Below are 22,395 nucleotides of genomic sequence, written 5' to 3' on the forward strand. Positions count from 1 at the left end.
ATTAATTTGACAGTCAAAGTATTCGATGGTAGAATGAGGTAAAATAAATATAAAGGAGACCATTTTATGAAAAAAATGATCTTATCGACAGCTGCTCTTTTGACGATTGTTTCCCTTGCTGCTTGTTCAAATAAACAAGACACAAAGAAGGAAACTTCAAATAGTCAATCAACTACTAAAGTGACGAGCAAATCTGCCAACACTTCAAAAAGCAAGGATACTTCAACAGATTCAGAAGAGACTTCATCTTCTAGCCTCTTAACAGACGCTGAAATCAGCAAGGCTAAAACAGTTGGAGACTTTAAAAAGTTGTTTGCAAAATTAATGGATCAATCTGTTTCTATTACTGAAGAAGCAGGCTCTTCAGTGACAGGTTCCGCAAAAGAACAATACGATGCAACGATTAGTGCCTTGAAGCAAGAATTAGAAAACCAAAAAGATATCTTTAATGAAGGTTTGGAAAGCATCGGTTCAGATAGCACGGTTGTTCCTAAAGAAGACCGTGAAGCTTTGATCGAAAGCTTGAAAGATGCTCGAGACGAGTTGGAAAGTCGTCGTAAAGAATTGAAAGATATGCAGAAAGAATTGAGTAAATCTCCTGTTGCAGATGACGACAGTGATGATTCAGATTCAGATTCTGAAGAATAAAAGGAAGAAAAGGTTGGAATTTCCAGCCTTTTTCTTATTTTTTTTCGAATGATATAGATGAGGAGGTGGGGCGATGTTTATTGCCATGGATAACAATCAAAAGCGGTGGAACTGTATGGAAGAGATCCCAGCTGTGACAGAAGGTCCCTTCTATTGCTTGGCTTGTCATAGTCCAGTGCGTCTAAAAAATGGCTCGGTTCTAAGGGCTCATTTTGCTCATGTAGAATTACAGCATTGTCCCTATCATCACGAAGCGGAGAGTTTTGAACATCTGGAATTGAAAGCAAGTCTTTATAACTGGGCCTCTAGGGAGTCTAAAACAGAGGTAGAAAGTTATTTAGCAGACTTTCAACAAATTGCCGATCTTTTGGTAGTAGACAAGAACTTAGCTTTGGAAGTGCAGTGCAGCTCCCTATCTTTAGAACGCTTGAAGGAGAGAAGTGATGCTTATCGATCCCATGGTTACCAGGTCTATTGGTTACTTGGTAAAAATTTGTGGCTCAAGAAAAGACTAACAAAGCTGCAGGCTGGCTTTCTTTATTTTAGTCAGAATCGCGGGTTCCATCTTTGGGAATTGGATCTGACAAAGAAAGAGCTACGTTTGCAATACCTCATTCATGAGGATTTACGAGGACGATTGCATTATCAAACAGAAATTTTCCCTTTTGGTCAAAAGTCTTTACTGGAAGTCTTACGAACCCCTTATCTTTCGCAATCCATGCAGCAAATGGCAGTCGAGCTCGATCGTACATTTTTAACGTATATCCAGCAGCAACTCTTTTATCGTCACCCAAAGTGGCTGAAACTTCAGGAAGAACTCTATTTGCAGGGACACCATCTGATGGAACTGGGGCTAGATTTCTTTTATCCTCTTTGTCGTCCGATCCTTTCACAGAACTTACTTCAAATTGAAGAGGATGTAGAAGATTACTACCAGCAGTTTATGACCTATTATCAGTCGCAAGGGATCCAACCTGTTCAGATCCTTTATCCCCCACGTTTTTATGCTCAGCAGAAAAGCTAACTTTCTAAGATAGAAATCCTCCCGAAATGTTCATTTTTATGCTAAAATAGAACCATTGGAGGATTAATCGAAATGGTAAAACAACGTAATGAAATTGATGAAAAATACCAATGGGATTTGTCGACAATTTTTGCGACAGATCAAGCTTGGGAAGAAGAAGCAGCAAGCTTAGCTGCGGATATTAAAGCAGCAAGCCACTACGCTGGTCATTTGTTGGATTCAGCGCAAACACTGTTGGATACAACCAATGCATATTTGGAATTGAGCCGTCGTTTGGAAAAGGTCTACGTCTATGCTCATATGAAAAATGACCAAGATACACGTGTGGCTAAATACCAAGAGTACCAATCAAAAGGGATGTCTCTTTATAGCTTGTTAGGTGAAACCTTTGCCTTCTATGAGCCTGAATTCATGGCCATTACCGATGAGCAATACAAAGCTTTTGTGAGTGAGGTTCCAGCCTTAGAACAATATGGTCATTATTTTGATCGTTTGCTAGAGAAAAAAGAACATATCTTGTCTCAAAAAGAAGAGGAATTACTTGCAGGAGCTGGTGAGATCTTTGCTGCTGGTGGTGAAACTTTTGAAATCTTGGACAATGCAGATATTGTTTTCCCAACTGTGCATGATGACAAGGGCGAAGAAGTTCAATTAACCCATGGAAACTATATTTCTTTGGTAGAATCAAAAGATCGTGCCGTTCGTAAAGAAGCTTACGAAGGCCTCTACAAGGTCTATGAACAGTATCAACATACCTATGCTAAAACCTTGCAAACCAATGTGAAAGTTCACAACTTTAATGCCAAAGTTCGCAAATTCTCATCTGCTCGTGAAGCAGCGCTTTCTGAAAACTTTGTACCAGAAAGTGTTTATGATAGCTTGGTAGCAGCTGTGAACAAACATTTGCCACTCTTGCAACGCTATGTGCAATTGCGTTCAAAAATTCTAGGAATCTCAGACTTGAAGATGTACGATATGTATACGCCATTATCCGATACAGACTACAAGTTTACCTATGAAGAATCATTGGCCAAAGCAGAAGAAGTCTTGGCTGTTTTGGGTGAGGACTATCTTTCTCGTGTGAAACGGGCCTTTAGCGAACGGTGGATCGACGTGCATGTCAACCAAGGAAAACGCTCAGGTGCCTATTCAGGTGGTTCTTATGATACCAATGCCTTCATGTTATTGAACTGGCAAGATACATTGGATAATCTCTTCACCTTGGTCCATGAAACTGGTCACAGTATGCATTCTAGCTATACCCGTGAAACCCAGCCTTATGTCTATGGGGACTATTCCATTTTCCTTGCTGAAATCGCCTCTACCACCAATGAAAATATCCTGACCGAACGTCTGTTAGAAGAAGTAGAAGACGATGAAACCCGTTTTGCCATTTTAAACCACTTCTTGGATGGCTTCCGTGGAACCGTCTTCCGTCAAACTCAGTTTGCCGAATTTGAGCATGCTATCCATAAAGCAGACCAAGAAGGTACTGTTTTGACTAGTGAATTCTTGAACAACCTCTATGCAGAACTCAATGAGAAATACTACGGTCTTTCAAAAGAAGACAACCCTGAAATCCAATATGAATGGGCTCGTATTCCTCACTTCTACTATAACTACTACGTTTTCCAATATTCAACTGGTTTTGCAGCAGCTTCAGCTCTAGCTGAAAAAATCGTTCATGGAACCCAAGAAGATCGTGACAAATATATCGACTACTTGAAGGCTGGAAACTCTGATTATCCACTCAATGTTATCCGCAAAGCAGGTGTGGATATGGAAAAAGAAGACTATTTGGACGCAGCCTTTGCGGTCTTTGAACGTCGTTTGAATGAATTTGAAGCCCTAGTAGAAAAATTAGGACTCGCATAAAATGGTAGAGTCTTATAGTAAAAACGCCAACCACAATATGCGTCGGCCAGTCGTTAAAGACGAGATCGTTGACTTTATGCGGACCCGTCAAAGGCCGGTAGCTGGTGCCCTGAAGGAATTAGAAGCATTCGCCCGCAAGGAAAATATTCCGATCATCCCGCATGAAACGGTAGCATACTTTAGACTACTCTTGCAAGCTTTACAACCAAAGAAAATCCTTGAAATTGGGACAGCAATTGGATTTTCAGCTCTCTTAATGGCTGAATATGCTCCCCATGCACAAATTACCACTATTGATCGGAATGAAGAAATGATTGGCTTTGCCAAGGAAAATCTGGCTAAATACGATCAGAGAAAACAAATCACCTTGCTTGAAGGAGATGCAGTAGATGTCTTGCAGGATTTGACAGAGACCTATGACTTTGTCTTTATGGACTCTGCTAAGTCTAAGTACATCGTCTTTTTACCACGAATTCTCGAACTCTTAGAAGTTGGGGGAGTCGTGGTATTGGATGATATTTTCCAAGGAGGAGATGTTGCTAAGGACATCATGGAAGTGCGTCGTGGGCAACGAACCATTTACCGGGGGCTTCAAAATCTCTTTAATGCGACTCTCAATCATCCAGATTTAACCGCTAGTTTAGTGCCACTTGGAGATGGTATTTTGATGATTCGTAAAAATGCAGAGACTGTAACCTTGCCAGAACCTAGCTCATTTTAGGTAAATTTAAGGTATTCTCTCTAATTTGTGGTAAAATAGAAGAAGTTTAAAAAGGAACGGAGAATAATTTTCATGAAGAAAAAACTTGTAGCAGGTGCTGTGACCTTGCTATCAGTCCTAACTTTAGCATCATGTACAAATGGTACAAACAAAGACGTCGTGACCATGAAAGGGGACACGATTACAGTTTCTGATTTCTATGATGAAATCAAAACAAACCAAGGAGCTCAACAAGTTCTTTTCCAAATGACTATTAATAAAGTCTTTGAAAAAGAATATGGATCAAAAGTTTCTGATAAAGAAGTCGATAAAGAATTGGCTAAACAAAAGAAACAATTGGGGAATCAATTCGATGCTTATTTAGCACAACAAGGTTTGACAGAAGAAACAGCTAAGAAACAAATCCGTAGCAATATGTTGTTGGAATATGCAGTCAACCAAGCGGCTAAGAAAGATATCAAAGAATCTGACTATAAGGCGGCTTTTGAATCATATACACCAGAAGTAACTGCGCAAATTATCAAGTTGGATTCAGAAGATAAAGCAAAAGAAGTGTTGGAAGCAGCTAAAGCAGAAGGTGCAGACTTTGCCCAAATCGCCAAAGACAATTCGACAGATACAGCTACCAAAGATAAAGGTGGCGAAGTCAAATTTGATTCAGGAACAGCGGATATTCCATCTCAAGTCAAAGAAGCTGCCTTTAAGTTGGATGAAAACGGGATTTCAGATGTCATCACAGTTTCAGCAGGTCAAAACTATTCTGCTAGCTACTATATCGTTAAATTGAATAAGAAAACAGAAAAAGGTTCTGACTGGAAGAAATATGAAAAACGTTTGAAAGAGATCATTGTTGACGGTCGTAAGCAAGATACTAACTACATCCGTAGCATTATTGCAAAAGCGATGACCAATGCAAATATCAAGGTAAAAGATGATGCTTTCAAATCAACATTTAACCAATATTTGCAAAATATCGGTGTTCAAACGAGCGGTAGCAGCTCATCATCTAAAAAATAGTTGACGGTTCCTTTTGGAACTTGTATAATGAAATAGTTGAGAATAAATCATTGTTACTCGGAATCAGAGAAGTGGCGGGGGTGCGAGCCATGGAAGGGAAATGATTTTGCTACTCGGCTGAGACAATTGCATACAAAATGAAGAATGACAAGTTCATTGAATGAAGGTGGTACCGCGGTTTTTCGCCCTTCGTTTAGTGGCTTGTCTTTTGTTTATGGGCAGTTGTCTGGAGCTTTTTAAAGGAGATCAAAAGATGCGAACCTATCAAGTGAAACAAAAATTTCGATTGGGTGGCGAGCGGTTCGATATCAAAGATGAGTTGGGAAATGTTGAGTACCAGGTTGAGGGATCTTTTCTTAAGATTCCCAAGACTTTTACCATCTACGATAAGAATGGACAAGAAGTGAGCCATATCACCAAAAAAACAATCAGCTTTCTTCCCAAGTTTGTGGTTGAGTTGAAGGATGGGGATCGCTTTTTTATCCATAAAAAGCTGACGCTCTTCAGGGATAAATACGATATCGAAGATTTGGGACTGCGGGTACAGGGAAATATCTGGGACCTAGAATTCAAATTGTTTGATGATCGGGATCAAATCGTCGCTGAGATTAGCAAAGAACTCTTTCATCTAACCTCTACTTATCAAGTATCGGTGTATGAGGATGAATACGCTGATTTAGTCATCTCACTGTGTGTCGCCATCGATTATGTCGAAATGTTAGAAGCAGGCACCAATTAATCTTAAAAAAATGAGGAGAAAAATATGAAACAATTATCTAGTGCACAAGTCCGTCAAATGTGGCTTGATTTCTGGGCAAGCAAAGGCCACTCAGTAGAACCATCTGTTAGCTTGGTTCCAGTAAACGACCCAACGCTTTTGTGGATCAACTCAGGGGTTGCCACTCTTAAGAAATACTTCGATGGAACCATCAAACCTGAAAATCCACGGATTACCAATGCTCAAAAAGCCATCCGTACCAACGATATCGAAAACGTAGGGAAGACTGCTCGTCACCATACCATGTTTGAAATGTTGGGGAACTTCTCAATCGGAGATTATTTCCGTGATGAAGCCATTACCTGGGCTTATGAACTTTTGACAAGCCCTGAATGGTTTGATTTCCCTAAAGACAAACTTTACATGACCTATTACCCTGACGACAAAGATTCATACAACCGTTGGATCGCTGTTGGGGTAGATCCAAGTCACTTGATCCCAATCGAAGACAACTTCTGGGAAATCGGTGCGGGGCCTTCTGGACCAGATACAGAAATCTTCTTTGACCGTGGAGAAGCCTTTGACCCTGAAAATATCGGTCTTCGTCTGCTTGCAGAAGATATCGAAAACGACCGTTACATCGAAATCTGGAACATTGTTTTGTCACAATTTAACGCTGACCCTGCTGTTCCTCGTAGTGAGTACAAGGAATTGCCACACAAGAACATTGATACGGGTGCAGGTTTGGAACGTTTGGTAGCCGTTATCCAAGGGGCCAAGACTAACTTTGAAACAGACCTCTTCATGCCGATCATCCGTGAAGTTGAAAAGATGTCTGGTAAAACCTATGATCCAGATGGCGATAACATGAGCTTCAAGGTGATTGCTGACCACATCCGTTCGCTTTCATTTGCGATTGGAGATGGGGCTCTTCCAGGTAATGAAGGACGCGGTTACGTTCTTCGTCGTCTCCTCCGTCGTGCTTCTATGCATGGTCAAAAATTGGGGATTGAAGGAACCTTCTTGTATAAATTGGTTCCAACTGTTGGGAAGATCATGGAAAGCTACTACCCAGAAGTACTTGAAAAACAAGAATTTATCGAAAAAATCATCAAGAGTGAAGAAGAATCATTTGCTCGTACCTTGAACTCTGGTCAACACTTTGCCCAAACCATTGTTGAAGACTTGAAAGCCAAAGGTCAAACAGTGATTGCTGGTCAAGATGTCTTTAAACTTTATGATACATACGGATTCCCAGTAGAATTGACAGAAGAAATCGCTGAAGAAGCTGGAATGACAGTCGATCGTGACGGTTTTGAAGCAGCTATGAAGGAACAACAAGAACGGGCGCGTGCATCGGCTGTCAAAGGTGGATCTATGGGGATGCAAAATGAAACCCTTCAAAACATTACAGTTGAAAGTAGCTTCAACTACAATGCCAGCCAATTGCCTTCTAAGTTGGTGGCTATCGTAGCGGACAATGCAGAAGTAGAGGCTGTATCAGAAGGGACTGCATCATTGATCTTTGCAGAAACTCCATTCTACGCTGAAATGGGTGGACAAGTTGCGGACCATGGTCAAATCTTGGATGCTACAGGAAATGTCGTAGCTACTGTAACAGATGTACAAAAGGCACCAAATGGACAACCACTTCATACTGTTGAAGTTCTTGCTCCTCTTGCCTTGAACCAAGAATACACCTTGGCGATCGATACCAATCGTCGTCATCGTGTCATGAAGAACCACACTGCAACTCACTTGCTCCATGCCGCTCTTCACAATATCCTTGGGAACCACGCAACCCAAGCAGGATCTCTCAACGAAGTAGAATTCCTTCGCTTTGACTTTACCCACTTCCAAGCCGTAACTCCTGAAGAATTGCGCGCTATTGAACAACAAGTCAATGAAAAGATTTGGGAAGCGATCGCAGTCGAAACGATTGAAACAGATATCGATACTGCTAAAGAAATGGGAGCCATGGCCCTCTTTGGTGAAAAATACGGTAAAGAAGTCCGTGTTGTAACGATCGGTGATTACTCTGTTGAGCTCTGTGGTGGTACTCACGTAGGCAACACTTCTGAAATTGGTCTCTTCAAGATTGTCAAAGAAGAAGGGATCGGATCAGGAACTCGTCGTATCTTGGCAGTGACTGGTAAGGAAGCCTTCGAAGCTTATCGTGAACAAGAAGATGCACTGAAAGCAGTCGCAGCAACCTTGAAAGCACCTCAACTTAAGGAAGTCCCTCACAAGGTGGAAGGTCTTCAAGAACAACTCCGTCAATTGCAAAAAGAAAATGCAGAATTGAAGGAAAAAGCGGCAGCAGCGGCAGCAGGCGATGTCTTCAAGAATGTTCAAGAAGCAAATGGACACCGTTACATTGCCAGCCAAGTTTCTGTATCAGATGCAGGTGCTCTTCGTACCTTTGCGGATAACTGGAAACAAAAAGATTACTCTGACGTCCTTGTTCTTGTCGCAGCTATCGGTGACAAGGTCAATGTCCTTGTAGCTAGCAAGACAAAAGAGGTCCATGCAGGTAATGTGATCAAAGAATTGGCTCCAATCGTCGATGGACGTGGTGGTGGTAAACCAGACATGGCCATGGCAGGAGGAAGCAACCAAGCTAAAATCCAAGAATTGTTGGATGCTGTAGCAGGTAAATTGTAATCATCGGAGAGGTTGGATGTTTGTCCAACCTCTTTTTTCAAAAAAAAAGCAGATCCAATTAGAAAAAGATTGCAACAAAAAAACCTTTCCGTCTGGAAAGGTTTCAGATTGAAGATAAAGTCTTCTAAAAAACTTTTCTTAGGTGAGTACGGACGTCAGCGAACTTCAAAGAAGTTCCTTGACTTAGTTTTGGACCTAAGGTTCCAAAACTCCCGAGTGCTAGAAACATGATTGTTTCTAGCACTTTTCTCACGGCGGAAAGTTTTTAATCTTCAAAAAATAAAAGTCATTTTTTGAAAATCATCTATCTGTTTTATGTAAAACAATAGGTTGTCTATATTTAAAAACCTTTCCATCTGGAAAGGTTTTTGTCTTATAGGCCGTAGTTGTAATCGTCATCCTGCATAGCTTCTACTTCACCGAGAAGGTAACCATTTCCGACTTGAGAGAAGAAGTCGTGGTTAGAGGTACCGGTTGAGATTCCGTTCATGACGATTGGGTTAACGTCATCTGCTGAGTCTGGGAAAAGCGGATCTTGTCCCAAGTTCATGAGGGCTTTATTGGCATTGTAGCGAAGGAAGGTCTTGACTTCTTCTGTCCAGCCCACACCGTCATAGAGGCTCTCTGTGTAGCCTTCTTCATTCTCATAGAGGGTGTAGAGAAGATCATACATCCACTCTTCGAGTTTTTCTTGTTCTTCTTCTGGTAATTCGTTAAAACCAAGTTGGAACTTGTAGCCGATATAGGTTCCGTGAACAGATTCGTCCCGAATGATCAACTTAATGATTTCAGCTACGTTGGCCAATTTGTTGTTTCCAAGATAGTAGAGAGGTGTGAAGAAACCAGAGTAGAAGAGGAAGGTTTCAAGGAAAACGCTGGCGACTTTCTTTTCAAGAGGGGTCCCATTGAGATAGATTTCGTTGATGATTTCTGCCTTCTTTTGAAGGAAAGGATTGGTGTTGGTCCATTCGAAAATCTCTTCGATTTCTGACTTAGTATTCAAAGTAGAAAAGATAGAAGAGTATGACTTAGCATGGACAGATTCCATAAATTGGATGTTGTTAAAGACAGCTTCTTCATGGGGAGTACGAATATCCGCACGAAGAGCCTGCACACCCGTTTCGGATTGCATGGTATCCAAGAGTGTCAATCCACCAAAGACTTTACCAACCAAGTCTTTTTCTTTGAGAGATAACTTTCTCCAGTCATCCAAGTCGTTTGACAAAGGAATACGTGTATCCAACCAGAATTGTTCGGTTAGCTTTTCCCAAGTAGATTTATCGATGACATCCTCGATGGCATTCCAGTTAATGGCTTTGTAGTAAGTTTCCATTTGAAATCTCTTTCTTTTTCTAATTCATTCGATCATACAATCATTATTATTCTAACACAATTGTTAGAATACCGCACAAAAAGTCGGCGAACCGACTTTTGATAGCTATCTAGGATAGCGGATTAGATGACACAGCTTTCACATTGGTTGGCGCCAACTTCTCCACCATCATCTGTAAAGGTACGGACGTAGTAGATAGACTTGATACCCTTGTTAAAGGCGTAGTTCCGAAGGATAGACAAGTCACGAGTGGTTTGTTTGTTTTCAGTTTTCCATTCGTAAAGACCTTTTGGAATATCGCTGCGCATAAAGAGAGTCAGTGAAAGACCTTGGTCTACATGCTCAGTAGCCGCAGCATAGACATCGATGACTTTTCGCATATCCATGTCGTAGGCAGAAGTGTAGTAAGGAATCGTTTCTGTTGACAATCCTGCTGCAGGGTAGTAGATCTTACCGATTTTTTTCTCTTGGCGTTCTTCAATCCGTTGTGTAATTGGGTGGATAGAAGCAGATACGTCATTGATGTAACTGATAGATCCATTTGGTGCGACAGCCAAGCGGTTTTGGTGGTAAAGACCATCTGCTTGAACTTTAGCACGCAGTTCTGCCCAATCCTCTGCACTTGGGATAAAAATATCTTTAAAGAGTTCTTTGACGCGATCAGATTTTGGTACAAATTCTCCAGTCGTGTACTTATCAAAGTAAGTACCGTTGGCATAGTCTGATTTTTCAAAGTTGTGGAAGGTAACACCACGTTCACGCGCGATGTTGTTTGATTCTACGAGAGTCCAGTAGTTCATGAGCATGAAGTAAATGCTGGTGAACTCAATAGACTCAGGAGATCCATATTCGATCAATTGTTGGGCAAGATAGCTGTGAAGTCCCATAGCACCAAGACCAAATGTATGAGCTTGGCTGTTTCCGTGGTCGATTGTAGGAACAGCGACGATGTGAGAACTATCTGTAACGAAAGTCAAAGCACGTACCATAGCTCGGATAGAACGACCAAAGTCAGGTGAAGTCATCATGTTGACAACGTTTGTTGAACCAAGGTTACATGAAACGTCAGTACCCATTTGAAGGAATTCTTGCGCATCGTTGATCAAACTTGGTTCTTGGACTTGAAGAATTTCTGAACACAAGTTACTCATGATAATCTTACCATCGACAGGATTTGCGCGGTTAGCTGTATCAATGTTGACTACATAAGGATAGCCAGATTCTTGTTGCAATTTAGAAATTTCAGTTTCCAAATCACGCGCCTTGATTTTTGTCTTACGAATGTTTGGATTAGCAACCAACTCATCGTATTTTTCAGTGATGTCGATGTAGTTGAATGGCACTCCGTATTCACGCTCTACAGAGTAAGGGCTGAAGAGGTACATTTCTTCATTCTTACGGGCCAACTCGTAGAACTTGTCTGGCACGACGACACCAAGTGAAAGGGTCTTAACCCGAACTTTTTCATCGGCGTTTTCTTTCTTAGTAGAAAGGAAGGCGATGATGTCTGGGTGGAAGACGTTAAGGTATACAGCCCCAGCACCTTGACGTTGACCAAGTTGGTTAGAGTAAGAGAAGCTATCTTCGAAAAGCTTCATAACTGGTACGACACCAGAAGCAGCACCTTCATACCCTTTGATAGGTGCTCCAGCTTCACGAAGGTTGCTGAGGGAAATTCCCACACCACCACCAATACGTGAAAGTTGAAGAGCTGAATTGATAGAACGTCCGATAGAGTTCATATCATCTGTTACCTGAATCAAGAAACATGATACCAATTCACCACGACGTGCACGACCTGCATTTAAGAAAGATGGTGTAGCAGGTTGGTAGCGTTGGTGGATGATTTCATTTGCGATATCAGTTGCAATAGCTTCATTGCCATCAGCAAAGTAAAGAGCGTTAAAGAAGACACGATCTTCCATGCTCTCAAGATAGTATTCCCCATCATTAGTTTTCAAGGCATATTGATTGTAAAACTTGTAGGCCGCCATGAAGGACTTGAATTGGAAGTTTTGATCTTTGATAAATTGGGCCAATTCCTCTAAAAATTCAGGACGGTATTTCTCGATAAAAGCTCTCTCAATGTAATTGTGCTCGAGAAGGTACTGAATCTTGTCTGTAATCGAGTCAAAGGCTTTAGTATTTGGTACAACATTTTCTTTAAAGAACGCATCCAAAGCTTCTTTATCTTTATGAAGCATGATTTGGCCGTTTACTGGACGGTTGATTTCATTGTTAAGACGAAAATACGTCACATCTTCAAGAGATTTTAATCCCATAATAATCCTTTTCTAGTTCAAAAAAATGAAGAGGAGAAGTCCTCTCTTTCCAAGTAAAAAGTCTAGTGTTAGGTTGCTAACGCTAGACCCTATTTAAGCAAAATACTGTGTTTATTATGAAAGTTTCTTCAACTTAGCTGGTTGAAAACCAGAAAATACTTCATCCGGTGTTTGAATAACTGGAGCAGCATTGAAGCCAAGGTTCTTAACATGCTCTACAAATTCTGGCTGTTCATCTAAGTTAATTTCGCGGTATTCCACATGATTGCTATCGAGGAATCGCTTGGTCATTTTGCATTGAACACAATTATTTTTTGAATAAATGGTTACCATTTCTTTTCCTTTCTCCTATCGAAATATAAATCTGTAAACAGTATAAACAAAATCCAGCAACTTGTCAACAAAATAAAACTAAATATTGTGCAAAGAGATGAAATGGAGTTTTCAAAGCACAATATATTGTGGTGAGTAAAAAGTGTGAAAATCGAAGAAATGGGATAGGAATAGGCTTTAAAGCATCTTTAATTAGTTATAATTTTTTGGTGAATCAATATCCTGTGGTTAAACAGCTTCTTTTCATTGAAAGCGGAGGAAAATGTTACTTATAATATAGTAGAAAATTGAAAAGATATTTTCTCTGTTCTTCAGGTGCTTCTTAAAATGTATCTAAATTGGGATTTTTCGCAGTCTTTTTCTGTAAGTCAGTGATAAAAATCTTGAAAAAAATTTCAAAAGATGATATAATACCAAATTGTAAGGGTTATCAAAAGGTAACTCAAAAACTATTTTTAAAAAGGAGAGTCAAACTATGGCTTCTAAAGATTTCCACATCGTGGCAGAAACAGGTATCCACGCACGTCCAGCAACTTTGTTGGTTCAAACTGCTAGCAAATTTGCTTCAGATATTACTCTTGAATACAAAGGTAAATCAGTTAACTTGAAATCAATCATGGGTGTTATGAGCCTTGGTGTTGGTCAAGGAGCAGACGTTGTAATCTCTGCAGAAGGTGCTGACGCTGATGATGCTATCGCAGCTATCTCAGAAACAATGACTAAAGAAGGATTGGCTTAAAAATATGACAAAAATGCTAAAAGGAATTGCAGCATCTGACGGTGTTGCCGTTGCTAAGGCATATTTGCTCATTCAACCAGACTTATCATTTGAGACTATTTCAGTCGAAGATACAAGTGCAGAAGAAGCTCGTTTGGATGCAGCTCTTGAAGCTTCACAAAACGAGCTTTCTCTTATTCGGGAGAATGCAGTAGCAAGCCTTGGTGAAGAAGCAGCGCAAGTTTTTGATGCGCATATGATGGTTCTCGCTGACCCTGAAATGATTGGTCAGATCAAAGAAACGATTCGTACGAAAAAAATCAATGCAGAGGCTGGCTTGAAAGAAGTCACTGACATGTTCATTGCAATCTTTGAAGGAATGGAAGACAATCCTTACATGCAAGAACGTGCAGCAGACATTCGCGACGTTACCAAACGTGTCCTTGCTAACTTGCTTGGTAAGAAATTGCCAAACCCTGCTTCTATCAATGAAGAAGCAATCGTGGTGGCGCATGACTTGACACCATCTGATACAGCTCAGTTGAACAAAAAGTACGTAAAAGCCTTTGTTACGAATATCGGTGGACGTACCAGTCACTCAGCTATCATGGCTCGTACACTTGAAATCGCAGCTGTTCTTGGTACAAATAACATCACAGAACTTGTCAAAGATGGCGATGTTTTGGCTGTTTCAGGGATCACTGGTGAAGTGGTGATCAACCCTACTGAAGAACAAATTGCAGAGTTCAAAGCAGCTGGTGAAGCTTATGCCAAACAAAAAGCTGAATGGGCTCTCCTTAAAGATGCGAAAACAGTGACTGCTGATGGAAAACACTTCGAATTGGCTGCCAACATCGGCACACCTAAAGACGTTGAAGGTGTAAACGATAATGGTGCAGAAGCTGTTGGTCTCTATCGTACAGAATTCTTGTACATGGATTCTCAAGACTTCCCAACGGAAGATGACCAATACGAAGCTTACAAAGCTGTTCTTGAAGGTATGAATGGTAAACCTGTGGTTGTTCGTACAATGGATATCGGTGGGGATAAAGAACTTCCTTACTTCGACCTTCCTAAAGAAATGAACCCATTCTTAGGTTTCCGTGCTTTGCGTATTTCTATCTCTGAAACTGGTAATCAAATGTTCCGTACACAATTGCGTGCATTGCTTCGTGCATCTGTTCACGGTAAATTGCGGATCATGTTCCCAATGGTTGCTTTGTTGACTGAGTTCCGTACAGCTAAAGGTATTCTTGAAGAAGAAAAGGCTAAATTGCTTGCGGAAGGTGTTGCTGTGGCAGATGATATCCAAGTAGGGATCATGATTGAAATCCCAGCTGCTGCGATGCTTGCGGACCAATTTGCTAAAGAAGTTGATTTCTTCTCAATCGGTACAAACGACTTGATCCAATACACAATGGCTGCTGACCGTATGAACGAACAAGTTTCATACCTTTACCAGCCATATAACCCATCTATCCTTCGTTTGATCAACAACGTGATCAAAGCGGCTCACGCTGAAGGCAAATGGGCTGGTATGTGTGGTGAAATGGCCGGTGACCAAACTGCCGTTCCACTTCTTGTCGGAATGGGCTTGGATGAGTTCTCTATGTCAGCGACATCTGTCCTTCGTACACGTAGCTTGATGAAGAAACTCGACACAGCTAAAATGCAAGAATACGCTAACCGTGCTCTTACTGAATGTTCAACAATGGAAGAAGTTCTTGAACTTTCAAAAGAATACGTGAACGTAGACTAAGAATTCAACAAGACTAAGACAAATCTGTCTTAGTCTTTTTTTACATTGTTCATAAAAATGTTCATTTTATTCGTAATAAACTAGTTAGTAATAAAAATAGTGATTTAAATGTTCGGTTTTTGTTTGATTTTCCTCGTATATATAGTATAATCGTAAGTAAGATAAGGAGGATGACCAAGGAAGGATAGAAAAGGTTCGGGAAAGAAAATGGAAAAACTTTTCCTGATAATTTTACATGATTTTACAGGAATCAACTTGAAAATTAAGTGATTTTATAGTAAAATAAAAACAAATAGAAAACGCTTTCAAAAGCAAAGAGGTGAGTATATGGATAGAAGCACAGACTTATGGACATTTGGAAGAGGGGATAATTTCCATCTTCAAGAGTACTTAGGAGCTCACAAGGAAACAAGGGGGGAACAAGAAGGCTTTACCTTCCGTGTTTGGGCTCCCAATGCTCAGGCGGTGGATCTGATTGGTGATTTCACTGATTGGGAAGCTCGTAAAATTCCAATGGTTCGTAATGAAGGAGGCGTCTGGGAAGTCTTCTGTTCCGATGCAAAAGAGGGAGATATATACAAGTATTTGGTGACTCGACAAAATGGTCATCAGGTGCAAAAAATCGATCCTCTAGCGTTATGGATGGAAAAGAGACCCAATACAGGATCTATTATCAAGACCATTCCAGAGAAAAACTGGAAAGATGGTCTCTGGAGAGCACGCCGCAAAAAACTTGGTTTTAAGGAACGACCTGTTAATATTTATGAGGTTCACGCAGGATCGTGGAAACGTAATGAGGATCACAGTTCCTATACCTTCAAACAACTAAAAGATGAACTCATTCCGTATCTGGTAGAAATGAACTATACCCACGTGGAATTTATGCCAGTGATGGCTCATCCATTGGGCTTGAGTTGGGGCTATCAGCTCATGGGATATTTTGCACTCGAGCAGACTTATGGTAGCCCAGAAGAGTTTCAAGACTTCGTGGAAGAATGCCACCTCAACAATATCGGAGTGATCGTAGATTGGGTACCCGGACATTTCATTATCAATGATGATGCCTTGGCTTATTATGATGGAACACCAACCTTTGAATACCAGGATGAACATCGTGCCCATAACTACGGATGGGGAGCCTTGAACTTCGATTTAGGGAAGAATCAAGTCCAGTCATTCTTGGTTTCTAGTTTGAAGTTTTGGATTGATACCTATCATTTAGATGGGATTCGGGTCGATGCTGTGAGCAATATGCTCTATCTTGACTACGATAGTGGTCCATGGACACCAAATATTGATGGTGGAAACCTCAACTACGAAGGCGTTCATTTCCTTAGACGTTTGAATGCGATTATCAAGAACGAACACCCAGATGTCATGATGATTGCAGAAGAAAGTTCTGCTGGTCAAAAGATCACGGGTCCTGAAGAAGAAGGTGGACTTGGCTTTGACTATAAATGGAATATGGGGTGGATGAATGATATCCTTCGATTCTACGAAGAAGATCCCATCTACCGGAAATTTGACTTTAACCTGGTAACCTTTAGTTTCATGTATGCATTTTCTGAAAACTTCTTACTACCATTTTCACATGATGAAGTGGTGCATGGTAAGAAGAGTTTGATGCATAAGATGTGGGGAGATCGTTACAATCAATTTGCTGGACTCCGTAACCTCTTGACCTATCAGATTTGCCATCCAGGTAAGAAATTACTCTTTATGGGTTCAGAATTTGGTCAATTTTTGGAATGGAAGTCAGAAGAGCAACTGGAATGGGGCAATCTAGAGGATGAAATGAATGCTAAGATGCGTCGTTTCACTTCTCAGCTCAATCATTTCTACAAAGAACACAAGGAATTGTGGGAGATTGATGATAGCTTTGATGGCTTAGAGATTATTGATGCAGATAACCGGGATCAGAGCGTCTTGTCTATGATCCGGAAAAATCGTAAGGGTGATCTTTTGGTGTGCGTCTTTAATATGGCACCAGTAGAACGCAAGGACTTTACGATTGGTGTGCCTATATCAGCGGTCTATGAAGAAATTTGGAATACAGAATTAGAAGAATGGGGAGGTGTCTGGAAAGAGCACAATCCGACAGTTCAGTCTCAAGATGGACTGTGGAAGGATTATGAACAAACTTTGACCTTTACTTTGCCGGCTTTAGGAGCTAGCATTTGGAAGGTGAAACGGAAGGTTCGCAAAACGAAATCTAAAACATCAGATAAAAAATGATGATCGGTTGACTCTAAGGGAGTCCAAGCTTTAAAAAGAGGAAGTAGTCAATGAAGAATGAAATGCTCGCTTTAATTCTTGCCGGAGGGCAAGGAACACGTCTTGGAAAATTAACCAAAAACATCGCGAAACCTGCGGTTCAATTTGGTGGGCGCTATCGGATTATCGATTTTGCTCTCTCAAACTGTGCCAACTCAGGAATTCACAATGTTGGTGTGATTACACAGTATCAACCACTTGCCCTTAACAGCCATATTGGGAATGGTTCCAGCTGGGGCTTGGATGGAATCAATACGGGTGTGTCTATTCTCCAACCTTATTCAGCTAGTGAAGGAAATCGGTGGTTCGAAGGAACTAGTCATGCGATTCTCCAAAACATCGACTATATCGATAGCATCAATCCGGAATATGTCTTGATTCTATCTGGGGATCATATCTACAAGATGGATTACGATGACATGCTTCAAGCACACAAGGATAATAATGCGAGCTTGACTGTTGCCGTCCTAGATGTTCCTTTGAAGGAAGCAAGCCGTTTTGGAATCATGAATACAGATGCCAATAATCGGATTGTCGAATTTGAAGAAAAACCAGCTGAACCAAAATCTACCAAGGCTTCCATGGGGATTTACATCTTTGACTGGGCTCGTCTGCGCAATATGTTAGTTGCTGCTGAGAAGAGCGATATCGATATGTCAGACTTCGGTAAAAATGTCATTCCAACGTATCTAGAATCAGGCGAAAGTGTTTATGCTTATGAATTCAATGGTTATTGGAAAGACGTTGGTACGATTGAGTCTCTTTGGGAAGCCAATATGGAATATATCGATCCAAATAATGCCTTGGATAGTCGCGATCGTCACTGGAAAATCTATTCACGCAACCTTATTTCACCACCAAACTTCTTTGGAGAACATGGTCACATCGAAGATTCTCTTGTCGTCGACGGTTGTTCGGTAGACGGTACAGTCAAACACTCCATCTTATCAACAGAAGCTCAAGTTCGTGAAGGAGCAGTTGTTGAAGATGCTGTCGTGATGAGCAATGCCGTTATCGGTAAAGGAGCTGTCGTGAAACGCGCGATTATCGGAGAAGGTGCAGTCATTGCAGACGGTGTCGTGATTGATGGAACAGAGGAAGTACAAGTTGTCGGTTACAATGAAAAAGTGGGGGTAGCAACAGATGAAGATTGATAAATATTCAGCCATTTTAGGAAATACAGTTGGGTATCATGATATGTCCACTTTGACCAGCCATCGTCCGGTAGCATCCCTACCATTTGATGGGAAATACCGCTTGATTGACTTCCCGTTGTCTAGTCTTGCGAATGCTGGTATTCGTAGTGTTTTTGGGATTTTCCAACAAGAAAATATTAGTTCGGTCTTTGACCATATTCGTTCAGGTCGTGAATGGGGCTTGTCTACTTTATTGAGCCACTATTACCTCGGAATCTATAATACTCCAGTTGAAAATACAACGGTAGGGCCAGAATACTACCAACAATTATTGACCTATTTGAAACGGTCTGGTTCCAACCAAACAGTTGCTTTAAACTGTGATGTTTTGATGAATATTGACCTCAATCAGATTTTCCACCTTCATAATACCATCGATCGTCCGATTACAGTGGTTTATAAGAAGTTGCATCTTCAAAATATCTCTGAAGTCAATGCTGTCTTGGAAATTGATGAATCAGACCATGTTACAGATCAAAAACTTTTTGATGGTAAGAATCCGGATGAAGTCTACAACATGTCAACAGATGTCTTTATTGTGGACACTCCTTGGTTGATTGAAAAAATTGAAGAAGAAGCTAAGAAAGAATACCCACAAAAATTGCGCTATATCTTGCGTGATTTGGCGGTGGAATACAATGCTTTTGCCTTTGAATATACAGGTTACTTAGCCAATATTCATTCAGTTGAATCTTACTACCATGCAAACTTGGATATGTTGGAAAACCAAAAATTCATGAAGCTCTTTTCACCAAATCAAAAAGTGTATACGAAAGTGAAGAATGAAGAACCAACGTATTATTCCAAGACATCACATATTAAAACGTCTCAATTTGCTTCAGGTAGTATTGTAGAAGGAACCGTTGAACGTTCCATTGTTTCACGTCGGGTACGCCTTCATGAAGGTTCAGAGGTCCGCAGTAGTCTTCTCTTCCCTGGTGTAGTGGTTCGTGAAAATGCAATCGTTGAACATGCTATCCTGGATAAGGGGGTCGAAGTGGCTGCTGGCGTGACGATTCGTGGTACAGAGGAAACACCTGTCGTGGTTAAAAAAGGAACGATTGTTACAGAGGATATTGTCTAATGAAACTATTATTTGTTGCAGCTGAAGGAGCACCGTTTTCTAAAACAGGTGGTTTGGGAGACGTTATTGGCGCTCTTCCTAAATCCTTAGCGAAAAGTGGTCATGATGTGCGCGTGATCCTCCCTTACTATGATATGGTAGAGGCTAAGTTTGGAGATCAAATCGAAGATGTCTTGCATTTTGAGACCAAGGTTGGCTGGAGAAGTCAATATGTTGGTGTGAAACGCATTGTGCGCGATGGAGTCACCTTTTACTTTATTGATAACCAACATTATTTCTTTAGGGGCCATGTGTATGGTGACTTCGATGATGGCGAACGCTTTGCCTTCTTCCAGCTCGCGGCCTTAGAAACGATGGAACGGGTTGATTTCATTCCAGATGTTCTTCATGCCCATGATTACCATACAGCGATGATTCCTTTCTTGCTGAAGGAAAAATACCGTTGGATTCAAGCTTATCATGGAATTAAGACAGTGTTGACCATCCATAATTTGGAATTCCAAGGTCAGTTCGACCCAGGAATGTTGTGGGATCTTTTCGGAGTTGGATTTGAACGCTATGCAGATGGAACACTTCGATGGAATGATTGCCTGAACTGGATGAAAGCCGGTATTCTATATGCTGACCGTGTAACAACCGTTTCTCCTAGCTATGCGCATGAGATTATGACTGCTGAATATGGTTGTGGCTTGGATCAGATCCTTCGAATGGAGTCTGGCAAGGTGACCGGAATTGTTAACGGGATTGATGCGGATCTGTATAATCCTGAAACGGATCCACTCTTGACTCATCACTTCAGTCTCTCAGATCTTTCAGGTAAAGCAGCCAGCAAACGAGCTCTTCAAGAACGTGTTGGTCTATCTGTTCGCGATGATGTTCCTTTGTTTGGGATCGTCTCTCGTTTGACACGTCAAAAAGGTTTTGATGTGGTGGTAGAAGAGTTGCATCAACTCTTGCAAAAGGATATTCAGATTGTTTTGCTGGGGACAGGAGACCCTGGATTTGAAAATGCCTTTGCTTGGTTTGGTCAAGCCTACCCAGATAAACTTTCAGCGAATATCACATTTGATGTCCAATTGGCCCAAGAAATCTATGCAGCGTCGGATGTCTTCTTGATGCCAAGCCGCTTTGAACCATGTGGCCTTTCTCAAATGATGGCCATGCGTTATGGAACCCTTCCTCTGGTGCATGAAGTCGGCGGACTTCGAGATACAGTCCAACCGTATAATGCTGTTGATGGAAGTGGAACAGGCTTTAGCTTCAATAATTTATCTGGCTATTGGTTTAACTGGGCAGTTGATGAAGCCTTGGCTGTCTACTACAATGACAAACAGGCTTGGTATGGTCTGCAAGAGCAAGCTATGACGCGTGACTTCTCATGGGATACGGCTAGTCAACGATACAATGATTTGTACCAATCCTTATAAATAGATCTATAATACAAACGCCTTTCGAGGCGTTTTTTGTGTTGCTTTCTTCCTATAAAGAAAACGGTTTATTTTTTTGAGTTTTAGAGCTTGCTAAAATAGAAGAAAAAAGATAAGATAGGTAAAGGTAAAAAATCCCGGGAAGGTTCTTATTTCTGGAAAGGATCCCATCCTCTCTAAAAATAATCAGGTCCTTGCTCGAGGGTTAAATATTACTATATAGGAATTTTAGGATGAAAAAAGCGAAACAAACGTTTGAAAAAATGACCAAATATTCGATTCGAAAATTATCTGTCGGTGTTGGTCCGGTAGCCATTGGAGCCTTTTTATTAGGAGGAAGCCTGTTAGGGGCTCGTCCTGTCCAAGCAGATCAGGTGACCCTCCCTACTCATGTGCACTTAGGATATGTGACAGAAGAAGAGCTAACTGCTGAAGAAAAAGAACAGGTGATTCATGCAATCCCTGAAGAGTATCAAAATGAAGATACTTTCTATCTCGTCTATAAGAAGAAGGAAGCAATTCAGTCGGTTCTTCCTCAAACAGGAAGTCAGGAAGTCGCCCTATTTGGCCTAAGTCTAGCCACTGCTTCCTTTGCGGTCCTCTTACTCTCTAAAAAGCACCGGAAGAAGGTCATGGGCGTCCTTTTGATTGGAGCCATGGGACAAAGTCTTCTACTTCCAGTTGAAGTCGCAGCCCTACAAAATCAAGTTTTGCGCGCCTATAATCAGGATCTTGCGATCGCATCGAGCAAAGATCTTGCAAATGGCGTGATTCAAATTGACGGCTATGACTATATTGGTTATCTGCGCTACCCGTCAGTCCAAAAGACGAGCTTACAAGAGCCAAAGACTATGCAGGAAACGAAACCTTCTGTAGAAGGAACGATCAAAACAAGTATAGGTATTCCACAAGTGGAAGCACAAGCGCGTGTGACCCCAGAAGTCGCTCCAGCCTTTCCTCAAGTTGAAAAACCAAGCCTGGAAGTCTCTACTGAGCCTGTGCCATTTGAAACTGTCAAACAAGCTGATCCTACATTACCTAAAGGGCAAACCAAGGTGCTGACTGCTGGTCAAAATGGGGAGCGGACTATATTGACGGAAGTCAGTGTGGTAGAGGGACAGGAAGTTCGTAGAGTAGTTGAAAGTAAGGTCACCAAAGAACCAGTTTCACAAATTCTTGCTGTTGGGACAAAAGAAGATGCCCAACCAACCCCTCAACCCAGCCCTTCTCCAGTTGTAACAGCAAAGGGGACGCAGGAAGAAGGTCATGTCGGTGAAGCTCCTGTTCAACCAGAGAACCCAGCCTATACAGGTGTGGTGGAA

Annotated in this window: 17 protein-coding genes; 14 read left to right on the forward strand and 3 right to left on the reverse strand. The window is 41.2% G+C overall.

The window, feature by feature from the left end; translation table 11 throughout:
- Positions 1–66: 66 nt before the first annotated feature.
- The 7 genes from HMPREF2685_RS04580 (at position 67) to alaS (ending at position 8,667) form a co-directional block, all read left to right on the forward strand.
- The gene (locus HMPREF2685_RS04580; RefSeq protein WP_070465583.1) at positions 67–648 is read left to right on the forward strand and encodes an LptM family lipoprotein; all 582 of its coding nucleotides are present in this window, start codon (positions 67–69) and stop codon (positions 646–648) included.
- Positions 649–721: 73 nt separating this feature from the next.
- Positions 722–1,672 (forward strand): competence protein CoiA family protein, encoded by a 951-nt coding sequence (locus HMPREF2685_RS04585; protein ID WP_003006384.1) that lies wholly within the window; start codon positions 722–724, stop codon positions 1,670–1,672.
- Between the two features lie 72 nt (positions 1,673–1,744).
- A complete protein-coding gene (gene pepF, locus HMPREF2685_RS04590) occupies positions 1,745–3,547 on the forward strand; it encodes an oligoendopeptidase F (protein ID WP_070465586.1) in 1,803 nt (600 codons plus the stop codon).
- A 1-nt stretch (position 3,548) separates the two neighbouring features.
- Positions 3,549–4,268: an O-methyltransferase gene (locus tag HMPREF2685_RS04595; protein WP_061591117.1), complete on the forward strand. Its 720-nt coding sequence runs from the start codon at positions 3,549–3,551 to the stop codon at positions 4,266–4,268.
- 72 nt (positions 4,269–4,340) lie between these two features.
- Entirely contained in the window at positions 4,341–5,285 is a 945-nt protein-coding gene (gene prsA / locus HMPREF2685_RS04600; protein ID WP_070465589.1) for a peptidylprolyl isomerase PrsA, read from the forward strand.
- Between the two features lie 253 nt (positions 5,286–5,538).
- A complete protein-coding gene (locus HMPREF2685_RS04605) occupies positions 5,539–6,024 on the forward strand; it encodes an LURP-one-related/scramblase family protein (protein WP_049523680.1) in 486 nt (161 codons plus the stop codon).
- A 24-nt stretch (positions 6,025–6,048) separates the two neighbouring features.
- Positions 6,049–8,667, forward strand: a complete 2,619-nt coding sequence (gene alaS, locus HMPREF2685_RS04610) for an alanine--tRNA ligase (RefSeq protein ID WP_070465592.1) — start codon at positions 6,049–6,051, stop codon at positions 8,665–8,667.
- Between the two features lie 373 nt (positions 8,668–9,040).
- Here alaS and nrdF read toward each other — a convergent pair whose 3' ends face one another.
- From nrdF to nrdH, 3 genes are all read right to left on the reverse strand, one after another.
- On the reverse strand, positions 9,041–10,000 hold the full coding sequence (nrdF, locus tag HMPREF2685_RS04615) for a class 1b ribonucleoside-diphosphate reductase subunit beta (RefSeq protein ID WP_070465596.1): 960 nt from the start codon (positions 9,998–10,000) through the stop codon (positions 9,041–9,043).
- A 122-nt stretch (positions 10,001–10,122) separates the two neighbouring features.
- Positions 10,123–12,282 (reverse strand): class 1b ribonucleoside-diphosphate reductase subunit alpha, encoded by a 2,160-nt coding sequence (gene nrdE, locus HMPREF2685_RS04620; RefSeq protein WP_070465599.1) that lies wholly within the window; start codon positions 12,280–12,282, stop codon positions 10,123–10,125.
- 114 nt (positions 12,283–12,396) lie between these two features.
- Positions 12,397–12,615, reverse strand: a complete 219-nt coding sequence (gene nrdH, locus HMPREF2685_RS04625; protein WP_003006408.1) for a glutaredoxin-like protein NrdH — start codon at positions 12,613–12,615, stop codon at positions 12,397–12,399.
- A 475-nt stretch (positions 12,616–13,090) separates the two neighbouring features.
- On the opposite strand from nrdH, the gene HMPREF2685_RS04630 reads away from it, so the two are divergent.
- The 7 genes from HMPREF2685_RS04630 to HMPREF2685_RS04660 form a co-directional block, all read left to right on the forward strand.
- Positions 13,091–13,354, forward strand: a complete 264-nt coding sequence (locus tag HMPREF2685_RS04630; RefSeq protein ID WP_003006411.1) for a phosphocarrier protein HPr — start codon at positions 13,091–13,093, stop codon at positions 13,352–13,354.
- Between the two features lie 4 nt (positions 13,355–13,358).
- Complete coding sequence (ptsP, locus tag HMPREF2685_RS04635; protein WP_070465603.1) at positions 13,359–15,092, forward strand: phosphoenolpyruvate--protein phosphotransferase; 1,734 nt, start codon at positions 13,359–13,361, stop codon at positions 15,090–15,092.
- A gap of 327 nt (positions 15,093–15,419) precedes the next feature.
- The gene (gene glgB / locus HMPREF2685_RS04640; protein ID WP_070465605.1) at positions 15,420–17,327 is read left to right on the forward strand and encodes a 1,4-alpha-glucan branching protein GlgB; all 1,908 of its coding nucleotides are present in this window, start codon (positions 15,420–15,422) and stop codon (positions 17,325–17,327) included.
- 50 nt (positions 17,328–17,377) lie between these two features.
- Positions 17,378–18,520: a glucose-1-phosphate adenylyltransferase gene (locus tag HMPREF2685_RS04645; protein ID WP_070450480.1), complete on the forward strand. Its 1,143-nt coding sequence runs from the start codon at positions 17,378–17,380 to the stop codon at positions 18,518–18,520.
- Positions 18,510–19,646 (forward strand): glucose-1-phosphate adenylyltransferase subunit GlgD, encoded by a 1,137-nt coding sequence (glgD, locus tag HMPREF2685_RS04650; protein WP_070465609.1) that lies wholly within the window; start codon positions 18,510–18,512, stop codon positions 19,644–19,646. The genes HMPREF2685_RS04645 and glgD overlap by 11 nt, the downstream gene beginning before the upstream one ends.
- Positions 19,646–21,073, forward strand: a complete 1,428-nt coding sequence (glgA, locus tag HMPREF2685_RS04655) for a glycogen synthase GlgA (RefSeq protein WP_024054716.1) — start codon at positions 19,646–19,648, stop codon at positions 21,071–21,073. Before glgD ends, glgA begins: the two co-directional genes overlap by 1 nt.
- A gap of 233 nt (positions 21,074–21,306) precedes the next feature.
- Positions 21,307–22,395, forward strand: a 1,089-nt coding sequence (locus HMPREF2685_RS04660; RefSeq protein ID WP_148130460.1) for a G5 domain-containing protein, incomplete at its 3' end; no start/stop codon positions are given.

The sequence above is a fragment of the Streptococcus sp. HMSC074F05 genome, assembly GCF_001808725.1.
In the GTDB taxonomy this organism is placed as follows: Bacteria; Bacillota; Bacilli; order Lactobacillales; family Streptococcaceae; genus Streptococcus; species Streptococcus parasanguinis_I.